The sequence below is a fragment of the Martinezella miluonensis genome (assembly GCF_900094545.1).
GTDB lineage: Bacteria > Pseudomonadota > Alphaproteobacteria > Rhizobiales > Rhizobiaceae > Rhizobium > Rhizobium miluonense.
Genome location: NZ_FMAH01000048.1, coordinates 37,405 through 47,813, shown reverse-complemented (window position 1 = coordinate 47,813; position 10,409 = coordinate 37,405). Strand labels below are relative to the sequence as shown.

Below are 10,409 nucleotides of genomic sequence, written 5' to 3'. Positions count from 1 at the left end.
CCGATGCCAACCGGCTCAAGCCCTGGGGCAAGGCCATCTACAAACGACGGAAAGAGACGGTCGAGCGCTCGTTTGCCGACGCCAAACAGTTGCATGGTCATCGCTACGCGCGGTTCCGAAGTCTCATCCGGGTCCAATGCCAGTGCCTGATGGCCGCAGCCGCCCAGAACATCAAGAAGATCGCAATGGCCCTCACCAAGGCCAGCCAACCGAGCCCCGCATAAGCAGAGGGAATCTGAACGGCCCGTTCAAAACATCCAGTCAACCTCGAAACTCAACACAAAATAAAACCCCGCCAAAAAATGACGGGGTTTGTCAGCGGTCTGAGCGCCCTTGCGGGCGCTCGCTGATGTCGGAGAAAGATGGCTCTACGCGGCTGCCATCTGTGCTGCTTCATGAGTCGTCGGTGTGACCATGGCGGCAATGATGCTTTGCAGATCGATCGTGCCGACGGGCTTGCCACCAGCGTCGGTGACGACGGCACCCGTCTGCCCCGCGTCGGTTATCTGCTTGGCGACGATTTCCAGCGTCATGTCGCCGGTGACGCGCATGCCGCTGAGTTCGCCCACAGAAGGCTTCATGATGGTCTGAGCCTGGATGACGCGACCGCGGTTCACTTCCTTGACGAAGGCGGTGATGTAGTCGTCGGCCGGCTGCAGCACGATCTGCTGTCCGCTTCCCTGCTGTACGACCTTGCCGTCCCGCAGGATCGCGATCTTGTCGCCCAGGCGCAGCGCCTCGTCGAGATCGTGGGTGATGAAGACGACGGTCTTCTTCAACTCCTTCTGCAGATCGAGCAGCACGCTCTGCATGTCGACGCGGATCAACGGGTCGAGTGCCGAATAGGCCTCGTCCATCAGCAGGATGTCGGCGTCATTGGTCAGGGCGCGGGCGAGGCCCACGCGCTGCTGCATGCCGCCCGAGAGCTGGTTCGGAAAGTGCCGCTCGAAACCCTTAAGGCCGACGCGTTCGATCCAGTATTGCCCCTTCTTTTCGCTTTCGGCACGCGGCACGCCCTGAATGTCCAGGCCGTAGATGGTATTTTCGATCACCGTGCGGTGCGGCAGCAGGGCGAACTTCTGGAATACCATCGCCGTCTTATGGCGGCGGAACTCGCGCAGGGCGTTTTCATTCATCTTGCAGACGTCGACGCCGTCATAGAGCACTTCGCCGGCCGTCGGTTCGATCAGCCGGTTGATGTGGCGGATCAGCGTCGACTTACCGGAGCCGGAGAGGCCCATGACGACGGTGATGGCGCCGGCTGGCATATCGATGTTGATGTCCTGCAGCCCGAGCACATGGCCGTGTTCCTCATTGAGTTCGGTCTTGCCCGTGCCATTCTTCACCATGTCTACAAAGTCACACCCGCGAGGGCCGAAGATTTTGTAGAGGCTTTTGATCTGTATCGCGTGACTAGCCATGGATGACCTCCGAGTGCTTCTGGAGCCGTCTGCCATAGGCCTGGCTCGTGCGGTCGAAAATGATGGCGATTGCGACCAGCGCGAAGCCATTGAGGAAGCCGACGGTGAAGAACTGGTTGTTGATCGCCTGAAGCGTGTTCTTGCCGAGGCCGCCGACGCCGACCATCGATGCGACCACGACCATGGCGAGCGACATCATGATGGTCTGGTTGATCCCGGCCATGATGGTCGGCAGTGCGAGCGGAATCTGCACGTTGAACAGCTTCTGACGATGCGACGAACCGAAGGCATCGGCCGCTTCCAGGACCTCCTTGTCCACCAGGCGAATGCCGAGATTGGTCAAGCGGATCATGGGCGGAATGGCGTAGATGACGACGGCGATGAGGCCGGGCACCTTGCCGATGCCGAAAATCACAACGACGGGGATAAGATAGACGAAGCTCGGCATGGTTTGCATGATGTCGAGGATCGGGTTGATGATCGATTGCAGCCTGTCGGAGCGCGCCATCAATATGCCGATCGGCAGGCCGATGACGATGGCGATGAGCGTGCAGACAGTCACCATCGCAAGCGTCACCATCGTGTCGCCCCAAAGGCCGCAGACGCCGATGAGCGTCATTGATATCGCCGTACCGATAACGATCTTGAGGTTTCGGCTGGCGGCATAGACGACGAACATCATGACGAGAAGCACGATGAACCAAGGCGTGTTGGTGAAGAGCCATTCCAGATAGTTCAGAAACCATTGCAGCGGCTGCACAACCGCATCGATGAGATTTGCATAGGCTCGCACAGATGCCCTGAACCCATCGTCGATATTCTTGCGTGCAATACGTATGAGCGACTCGTCTATTGCCGGAAAATTGCAAAGCACGTCCGGCAGGATCGTACACTGAATAGCCATGTATTTCCCCTTCTTGATCCGGTTCTGTCCAGTCCGCGCATGTGGCCTTTCATGTTCGAACGGTATTGCAGCGCTGCGACCGGTTCTGCAGGCTGCTTTTCTATTCCTACTACATTTGCCGGCGCCAATCTGTGCTCGTTGCGACCTGCGACCGCGTCTGTCCGTCGGTCGTCGCCTCCAGCGAATATGAAATCGGCGACAGGCGCAGGCCCGTCGCCGATGCTTTCGTGCTGATCAGAGCGAAGCCTTGATCTTGGTGGCGACATCAGCCGCAACCCACTTGGTCCACATGTCGGGATAGGTCTTGAGGAAGTACTTGGCGCCGTCCTCATTGGTACCCTGGTTGTCGGTCATCCAGGCCAGAACCTTGCCGACGGTGGCGTTATCCCACTTGCGTGTCTTCATGTAATCCATGGCGATGCCGGCCTTCGATGCGAAAGCCTTGGTCACGACCGTATAGACGTCAGAGACGGGATAGGAGTTTACCTTCGGATTGGCGCAATCCTGGATCGCAGTGCAGGCGTCCCATTCCTTCTTGTCATGCTGCACACCGAAGCTCAGACGCACCATCTCGTACTTGCCGAGAATGGCCGTCGGTGCCCAGTAGTAGCCGAGCCAGCCGCTCTTCTTTTCGAAGGCGTTGGCGATCGAACCGTCGAGGCCTGCAGCGGAACCGGTGTCTACCAGCGTAAAGCCAAGCTTGTCGGCGCCGAGTGCCTTATAGAGGTTGGCGGTGGAGATCTGGCAGTTCCAGCCTGCAGGGCAGTTATAGACCGCGCCCTTGGAGGAATCTTCAGGGGCAGGGAAGAGTTCCGGATGCTTCAGCGCGTCCTGAACGGTCTTGATGTCGGGATGGGCGTCGGCAAGGAATTTCGGAATCCACCAACCTTCGACGCCGCCGTCGCTGAGGAGCGGTGCTGCCTCGATCAGGCTGCCTTCGGATACGGCCTTGTCGAGTGCCGTGCGCACGGCGTTGACCCAAAGCTCGGGCGCGACGTCAGGCTGGCCTTTTTCGTTCATGGAGGTGAAGGTCGGCTGCGTGTCGCCGGTCACCAGGGTGACGTTACAGCCGTAGCCGTTCTGAAGGATGATCTTGTCGACCTGAGCCGCGACGCCGGCCGAAGCCCAGTTCATCTCGGCGATCGATACGTCGCCACATGATGCTGCATGCGCCGAGCCAGCCAAAGCATAGGCGCCGAAGGCAAAGATGGCGGAAGCGAGAAGCTTCTTCATTTGATGATGTCTCCCAATTTTTCGTTACGTTACGGAAATCGACCGAAAGCAAGCGTGATGTCTGTCGATCCCTGTCAGCGGTGGTTCAACCACAACCGTTCATACGCCGCTGACGACGCCCGTACGGTCCCCTTTGCTGCTGTCGTGCATTTGGTCTTTTTGCGACCGCGGAATTCTGTCGCGGCCGGGCATTCTTTGCATCGACAACAGGCAGCGTAAGGATTTGAGTGAAGAAATCAACAGCCTGGCCGGTAATTGGAGTTATCGTGCCTGTTGGAGAAGCTGATATAAGCGCCTGAATTAGCCTATTTTCTACTATTCACGGCTGCAAAATGGGCAATGTGAGGCTCGCCCGAAGCCTTTCAGCACGGTGAAGTTAAATACGCCTAAAATATCGTGTCCCTAAAAGACTTTTTGTATTCCATTTGCGTCGTTTGCGGCTTCACAACGCAAATAAGAAAATTTTCAAAAATTTTTCGGATTCATTCTTAGTTAAGCACTTAATAACTGTCCGGTAACGATGTCGGTTTATCAATCGGTGCGTGGCGGGGGACACCGCTGCTTCTCCGGATCAGGTAAAGCGTACCGGGGGGAGCGAACCTTGTGGCGTATATGCAAGGAAGCCGGCGTTTTTGGCAAACCGCGTTGATCTCCGGATCGCGCGGTTTTCGCGTTTCTGGCGCAGGCTTTTGCGAGGCCCGGCGCTAACCCTCGGCTGACCCCATTTCATCCCTTTGCGGGAAGGTAAAAGAAAAGCCGCCAATGCAGTCGCATGGCGGCGCGTCGTGGCAGGGCTGCGGCTTGACCGGGTGTCAGCCGACGTTATAGGTGCGAATGAAGCCGATCGTGCCGAAGCGCGTGTCGAGCTGCTGCAGGCGGCTCTCGGGGCGGCGTGCCGGCAGCTTGCCATTCCAGGCGATCTGGATGGAATTCTGTCTGTTGAAGATGAAGAGCATTGGGGTATCCTCCGAGCCCGATCGGCTCGCCTCGTTGTGTGTTTTCGCGGTGGAGATAATCCTCTTCAGCCTAACTAACAATGGATGGAATCGTCATCCTGTGTCGCAAACAGAATATACTTGAAAGTGATGTATTTTTGTATCGCAACTGCCGTTTCCGAGGGTTAAAGATCGCGGCAAAATCAAGGCAAAACTCCGTGTTTTCAGCGGCTGCGGCATATCGAGGTGGTGGGGAATGACAAAGGCGATCATGCTGCAGGGAACCGGCTCCGATGTCGGAAAAACGGTATTGGTCGCCGGTCTGTGTCGCCTGTTCGCCAACAGGGGCGTGAGGGTTCGTCCATTCAAGCCGCAGAACATGTCCAACAATGCGGCCGTCGCCGAAGATGGAGGAGAGATCGGGCGCGCTCAATGGCTGCAATCGCTGGCAGCGCGCGTGCCGTCATCCGTGCATATGAATCCGGTGCTGTTGAAGCCGCAATCGGAAACGGGCAGCCAGATCATCGTGCAGGGCAAGGTATGGGGCCATGCCAAGGGCAGGGACTACCAGGCGCTGAAGCCGCAGCTGCTCGGCGCGGTGCTGGAGAGCTTTGCCACGATGCGGGCGGGAACCGATCTCGTCATCGTGGAAGGGGCGGGCTCGCCTGCCGAGATCAATCTGCGGCGCGGCGACATCGCCAATATGGGTTTTGCGACGCGCGCCAACGTGCCTGTCGTACTGGTCGGCGATATCGATCGCGGCGGCGTCATCGCGTCGCTGGTCGGCACTCATCATATTCTGCCGGACGAAGACAGGCGCATGATCCGTGGCTACCTTATCAATAAGTTCCGCGGAGATGTCTCGCTGTTTGGGGAAGGCATAGAGGCGATCAATGGCTTTACCGGCTGGCGTTGCCATGGGGTCGTGCCTTGGCTCAAGGCGGCGGCGCGCCTGCCGGCAGAGGATTCCGTCGTATTGGAGCGGCTTGCACGCGGTTCCTCCGGCGCGCTGAAGGTTGCTGTGCCCGTGCTTTCACGTATCGCCAATTTCGACGATCTCGATCCGCTTCGGGCCGAGCCCGACGTCGATCTCGTCTTTATCCGCGCTGGCGAGCGTTTGCCTGCCGACGCTGGACTTATCGTGCTGCCGGGCTCCAAGTCTACGATCGGTGACCTCCTCGATCTGCGCGAGCAGGGATGGGATCGCGATATTGCCGCGCATGTCCGCCGCGGCGGTCGCGTCATCGGCATTTGCGGCGGCTATCAGATGCTCGGTCATACGGTCTATGATCCGCTCGGTATCGATGGATCGGTTACCGAGACGGCGGGACTGGGTCTGTTGGATATCGAGACGGAAATGGCGCCGGAGAAGACGGTGCGCAACAGTCTTGCCGTCTCGAAGGAATATGACGTGTCGCTGTCAGGCTACGAAATCCATCTCGGCGTGACGAGCGGCGCCGACTGCGAGCGGCCCTCGACAATGATCGACGGCCGGCCCGATGGGGCGATATCGCCCGACGGTCGTGTCATGGGTACCTATTTGCACGGCCTCTTCGGCAGTGACGCCTATCGGGCGAAGCTGCTCGCAAGCTTTGGCCTTACAGGCGAGCCCACGGATTATCGTGCCAGCGTCGATGTGGCGCTGGACGACATTGCCAGAGAGCTGGAAAGCGTGCTCGATCCCGCCTGGCTCGACCGCCTCGTCCGGTAAGACATGTCGCGCAAAGCCGTGCAGCGGCTTTGCGCGACAACGGCAGCTAGAGATCAAAGACCTGAAGCGGAAGATGCCACTCTGAAAGATCGCGATGCTCGTTAGAGTTCGCCCGATACTTCGCGGCGGCGACGATCGAGTTCTTCGCTGTAGCGACGCAGTGTGTAGCTCTCCGTCAGCAGACCGATCACCTTGCGTTCGATCAGGTCGTTGACCACGACCAGCGCTTCGCTCTTGGTCTGGTCGAACATGGCGGCGGCCTGCTTGGCGTTCATCTGCGGCTGCAGGAACTCGTTGCGTAGAAGGATGAAATCGGAAAGTCCGTGCTCCTCGTCGTCCTTCTCGATCGGGCTCGCATAGACGTCTGGCACGAGAACCATTCCGGAATACTTCTCGTGCTTGTCGACCAGGATGACGCGCTGGGCCGAGCCGATCGGAAAATTCTTGCGAAACTCCTCAATGCTCATGTCGATGCTTCCCGTGTGCACGTCGGGGCGCATCATGCGGGCAACGGTAAGATTGCGGATCCAGCCGACGTCATGAGCGCTGCGGATGCTTTCGCCGCGCAGATGGAAGCGCCATGTGGCGAAGGAGTAGCCGAAGGTCGTGCGCACAACGAGCGATGAGGTGATGACCGCTGCCAGCACCAAAGCGGTGATCGGAAAATCGCCGGTGATCTCAAGCGCGAGGAACGTCATGGTCAGCGGGCCGCCGATGATGGCAACGGCAAGCGAGCTCATGCCGACCACGGCATAGACGGCCGGTGTCAGCGTGGCATGATCGAGATAGGGTGCACAATAGGCAAAGATCTTGCCGAGCAGCGCGCCCATGAACAGCGAGGCGAAGAACAGGCCGCCTCTGAATCCGGAACCGATCGACACGGCCGAGGCAAGCGATTTCAGGATGAACAATCCGACGAGAGCCCCCAGGGTCACCTCGCTGGATAGATTGAGATGCAGTGCGCCGTGTCCGGCGGACAGGACCTGCGGCGAGATCAGCGCCAGCAAGCCGATGACGAGACCACCGAGCGCAGGACGGAAGGGCGGAGCGATGGAACTCTTGCGCGCCAATTCCTCGACCCAGGCGACGCCCTGCATGATCAGGATGCCGATACCGGCGCAGAAGGCGCCGAGCAAAACGGCCGGAAGATAATCCGCAGGAACGATCGCGCCGAAATGATCGATGTCGATGGCGAAATCGTCGCCGGCAAGCAGCCTTGCGATCATCGTCGAGATCAGCGCCGAAACGACAACGGGCGTCAGTGTCAGGATGGAATAGGTGCCGATGATGAGCTCGAAGGCGTAGAAGGCGCCGGTTAAAGGCGCATTGAACGCAGCGGCGATTGCGCCGGCCGCGCCGCAGCCGACGAGCATGCGCAGGTCTGAGCGGCGCATCTGCATCTTATAGCCGAATTTCGAGGCGATGCCGGCTGCAAGCTGCGTATAGCCTGCCTCAAGCCCGACCGAGGCGCCGAAGCCGTTCGAGATCAGGTTCTGTACCGCGACGAGGATACTGTCGGTGAGCGACATGCGGCCGCCATGCAGGGCATTGGCCTCGATCGGGTCGACCATCGGCTTCTTGCGCGTGCGCGACAGCACATAAAGCAATATCCCCATGAGGATGCCGCCGGCGATCGGTGCGATCAGAAGTATCGATTTTTCCGGGATCGCCATTGCCGCTGAACTCAGGCGCTCATAGTCGGTTATGCCGAAGATAAGGCTGTGAAGCTTGCGCGAGATGAAGCTCATCGATGTCACGGCGCAACCGGACGCTATGCCCGCCAGCGCACCGGCAAACACAAGCCCTAATTCGCCACGGCGCAGCAATGCCCTGAATCGACCAAGATCGAATAGGGCCGAGAAGACGCCGAGACGGCGAGGTTGGAATTTCTGTAACATGGGGAGCGAACGATATATTCTATTCGAATGTGGGGGTTTGACCTCTATAAACTCCTAACATCAAAGAAATACGGCAAAAAGACCGGCGTTCTCCCGGGAATTTGCAGCGATTTCGCGAGTGGAACGCAGAATGTCGCAATGATGCCCTTGATTGACTTAAACTAGGCGAAAGCCTAATCACTATCGGCATAACGAATGGTTCCTAAGCGGCGATCTGCCGCATGGGATGAAAAGGGAATGTGAAGGGACGGACCCAAGCCGGGCGTTCTCATCACAGCCGACCCCGCGACTGTAGAGCGGTCAGGGTCTTTCGTTCGGTTTGAAGGGTATTCCGCCGTTGGTTCGCATGGGGCGAACAGGCGGGACAGCCGCAAACCGAAAAAGCCACTGGTATGGCATCATGATCTACCGGGGCTGGACGCCTCTTATTCTACGAATCGTCCGCCTTTTCATGATGCATTGCCGGGAAGGCGAGAAAGATCCGCTGGCGCACGATCGGGGGCGACCGGTTTCGGTCCGCCCCCGTCGCGGCGCCTTATCCGCGAGCCAGGAGACCTGCCATGCGTGCCGGGCGCAGAGCCTGTTCTGGGACGTCAGTTCCGCTGCCAGCACGGAGGTTGTCATGGCGCAAGACGAGTTTTCGGCGTGTAGACGCCTCTTTTCCGGTATCGGCTTTATGCCGCCGACCCTCGCTGTTGCGCGGGAGCGGGCATAGCGCATGTCCTCTTCGACTTCCCGAGCCATTTTCGTCCTCGGTGGCGCGCGTTCCGGCAAATCCAGATTCGCCGAATCCCTGATTTCGGACACGGGTCTCGAGCGTCACTACGTGGCGACAGGTCAGGCGTGGGACGATGAGATGCGCGCGCGCATTGCGCAGCACCGTGCCGATCGCGGCGACCTTTGGCAGACACATGAGGAGCCGATCGATCTCTTGGCGCGTCTTGCCGCGATCGACGCCGACGGGCGTGCCGTGCTCGTGGACTGCCTGACGCTCTGGGTGACCAATCTAATGATGGCGGAACGAGACATGGCGGCGGAGTTTGCCGCTCTCACGGAATTCCTGCCGAGGGCGCGGGCGCGGCTCGTTCTCGTGTCCAACGAGGTCGGTCTTGGAATCGTGCCGGAAAATCGCATGGCGCGCGAATTTCGCGATCATGCCGGCCGGCTGCACCAGATGGTCGCGGCGGCGAGTGCCGAAGTTTATTTTATCGCAGCGGGCTTGCCGCTGAAAATGAAGGGTTGATCCATATGAATCAGGAAAAGATTCCCGCCACCGTCATCACCGGCTTCCTGGGAGCCGGCAAGACGACGATGATCCGCAACCTCCTGCAGAATGCCGGCGGCAAGAAGATCGCGCTGATCATCAACGAATTCGGTGATCTCGGCGTCGACGGCGACGTGCTCAAGGGCTGCGGCGCGGAGAACTGCACGGAAGACGATATCATCGAGCTGACCAACGGGTGTATCTGCTGCACCGTCGCTGACGATTTCATCCCGACAATGACGAAGCTTTTGGAGCGCGACTCGCGCCCGGATCACATCGTCATCGAAACCTCGGGCCTTGCGTTGCCGCAGCCGCTAGTCGCCGCCTTTAACTGGCCTGACATTCGCACCCACGTCACCGTCGATGGCGTCATCACGGTGGTCGACAGCGCCGCCGTTGCGGCTGGGCGTTTCGCTGACGATCATGACGCAGTCGAGGCCCGCCGCGTCGAGGATGACTCGCTCGATCACGAAAGCCCGATCGAAGAATTGTTCGAAGATCAGCTGACCTGCGCCGATCTGATCGTGCTCAACAAGACCGATTTGATCGATGTCGATGGTCTTGGCCGTGTCCGCGCCGAGGTCGCCTCGCGCACCGCCCGCAAGCCGACGATCATCGAAGCGAAGAATGGCGACGTGCCGGCCGCTATCCTGCTTGGTCTCGGCATCGGTACCGAGGGCGATATCGTCAACCGTAAATCCCATCATGAACTCGAGCATGAGGACGGCACGCCGCACGATCACGACGAATTTGACAGCTTTGTGGTCGAGCTTGGCCCGATAGCAGACCCGGCCGCCTTCATCGACGCCTTGAAGGGCGTGATTGTGGAGCATGACGTCTTGCGCCTCAAGGGCTTCGTCGATGTGCCCGGCAAGCCTATGCGCCTGCAGGTGCAGGCTGTCGGCAGCCGCATCGACACCTATTTCGATCGCGCCTGGACACCGGGCGAAGCACGGGCGACCCGGTTTGTGGTGATCGGCCTGCACGAGATGGACGAGACGATCGTGCGTAAGGCGATCGAGGCGCTGGTCTAAGGTCAGTCC

9 protein-coding genes and 1 riboswitch are annotated in these 10,409 nt (G+C 59.3%); of the genes, 4 read left to right on the top strand and 5 right to left on the bottom strand.

The genetic code is table 11. The features are described from left to right. A partial coding sequence (locus GA0061102_RS27530) for a transposase (protein WP_208858709.1) occupies nucleotides 1-224 on the top strand: 224 nt, incomplete at its 5' end. A 144-nt stretch (nucleotides 225-368) separates the two neighbouring features. Here the strand turns inward: GA0061102_RS27530 and GA0061102_RS27525 are convergent. The 4 genes from GA0061102_RS27525 to GA0061102_RS33235 all read right to left on the bottom strand — a co-directional run bounded on the left by GA0061102_RS27525 (nucleotide 369) and on the right by GA0061102_RS33235 (nucleotide 4,514). Then, entirely contained in the window at nucleotides 369-1,421 is a 1,053-nt protein-coding gene (locus tag GA0061102_RS27525) for a quaternary amine ABC transporter ATP-binding protein (RefSeq protein ID WP_092855139.1), read from the bottom strand. Then, nucleotides 1,414-2,325, bottom strand: coding sequence for an ABC transporter permease (locus GA0061102_RS27520; RefSeq protein WP_092855137.1), 912 nt, complete (start codon nucleotides 2,323-2,325; stop codon nucleotides 1,414-1,416). The genes GA0061102_RS27525 and GA0061102_RS27520 overlap by 8 nt, the downstream gene beginning before the upstream one ends. A 234-nt stretch (nucleotides 2,326-2,559) precedes the next feature. After that, nucleotides 2,560-3,558, bottom strand: a complete 999-nt coding sequence (locus GA0061102_RS27510; protein WP_092855133.1) for an ABC transporter substrate-binding protein — start codon at nucleotides 3,556-3,558, stop codon at nucleotides 2,560-2,562. 812 nt (nucleotides 3,559-4,370) lie between these two features. Continuing rightward, the gene (locus GA0061102_RS33235) at nucleotides 4,371-4,514 is read right to left on the bottom strand and encodes a hypothetical protein (protein WP_092855131.1); all 144 of its coding nucleotides are present in this window, start codon (nucleotides 4,512-4,514) and stop codon (nucleotides 4,371-4,373) included. Nucleotides 4,515-4,749: 235 nt separating this feature from the next. Between GA0061102_RS33235 and GA0061102_RS27500 the strand changes: the two genes are divergently transcribed. Next, nucleotides 4,750-6,204 carry a cobyric acid synthase gene (locus GA0061102_RS27500; protein WP_092855129.1) on the top strand — a complete coding sequence of 485 codons (1,455 nt, stop codon included), beginning with the start codon at nucleotides 4,750-4,752 and terminating at the stop codon, nucleotides 6,202-6,204. 101 nt (nucleotides 6,205-6,305) lie between these two features. Here GA0061102_RS27500 and GA0061102_RS27495 read toward each other — a convergent pair whose 3' ends face one another. Further along, nucleotides 6,306-8,102: a chloride channel protein gene (locus GA0061102_RS27495; RefSeq protein WP_092855127.1), complete on the bottom strand. Its 1,797-nt coding sequence runs from the start codon at nucleotides 8,100-8,102 to the stop codon at nucleotides 6,306-6,308. A gap of 179 nt (nucleotides 8,103-8,281) precedes the next feature. After that, nucleotides 8,282-8,679, top strand: a riboswitch (cobalamin riboswitch). 141 nt (nucleotides 8,680-8,820) lie between these two features. Between GA0061102_RS27495 and cobU the strand changes: the two genes are divergently transcribed. Both cobU and cobW read left to right on the top strand, forming a co-directional pair. Continuing rightward, on the top strand, nucleotides 8,821-9,345 hold the full coding sequence (gene cobU / locus GA0061102_RS27490) for a bifunctional adenosylcobinamide kinase/adenosylcobinamide-phosphate guanylyltransferase (protein WP_092855125.1): 525 nt from the start codon (nucleotides 8,821-8,823) through the stop codon (nucleotides 9,343-9,345). 5 nt (nucleotides 9,346-9,350) lie between these two features. Beyond that, entirely contained in the window at nucleotides 9,351-10,400 is a 1,050-nt protein-coding gene (cobW, locus tag GA0061102_RS27485) for a cobalamin biosynthesis protein CobW (RefSeq protein WP_092855152.1), read from the top strand. The last annotated feature ends 9 nt before the right edge of the window (nucleotides 10,401-10,409 follow it).

Coding starts and splice junctions, on each gene's coding strand:
- GA0061102_RS27525 (WP_092855139.1), bottom strand. CDS start 1,421: ATGGCTAGTCACGCGATACAGATCAAAAGCCTCTACAAAATCTTCGGC.
- GA0061102_RS27520 (WP_092855137.1), bottom strand. CDS start 2,325: ATGGCTATTCAGTGTACGATCCTGCCGGACGTGCTTTGCAATTTTCCG.
- GA0061102_RS27510 (WP_092855133.1), bottom strand. CDS start 3,558: ATGAAGAAGCTTCTCGCTTCCGCCATCTTTGCCTTCGGCGCCTATGCT.
- GA0061102_RS33235 (WP_092855131.1), bottom strand. CDS start 4,514: ATGCTCTTCATCTTCAACAGACAGAATTCCATCCAGATCGCCTGGAAT.
- GA0061102_RS27500 (WP_092855129.1), top strand. CDS start 4,750: ATGACAAAGGCGATCATGCTGCAGGGAACCGGCTCCGATGTCGGAAAA.
- GA0061102_RS27495 (WP_092855127.1), bottom strand. CDS start 8,102: ATGTTACAGAAATTCCAACCTCGCCGTCTCGGCGTCTTCTCGGCCCTA.
- cobU (WP_092855125.1), top strand. CDS start 8,821: ATGTCCTCTTCGACTTCCCGAGCCATTTTCGTCCTCGGTGGCGCGCGT.
- cobW (WP_092855152.1), top strand. CDS start 9,351: ATGAATCAGGAAAAGATTCCCGCCACCGTCATCACCGGCTTCCTGGGA.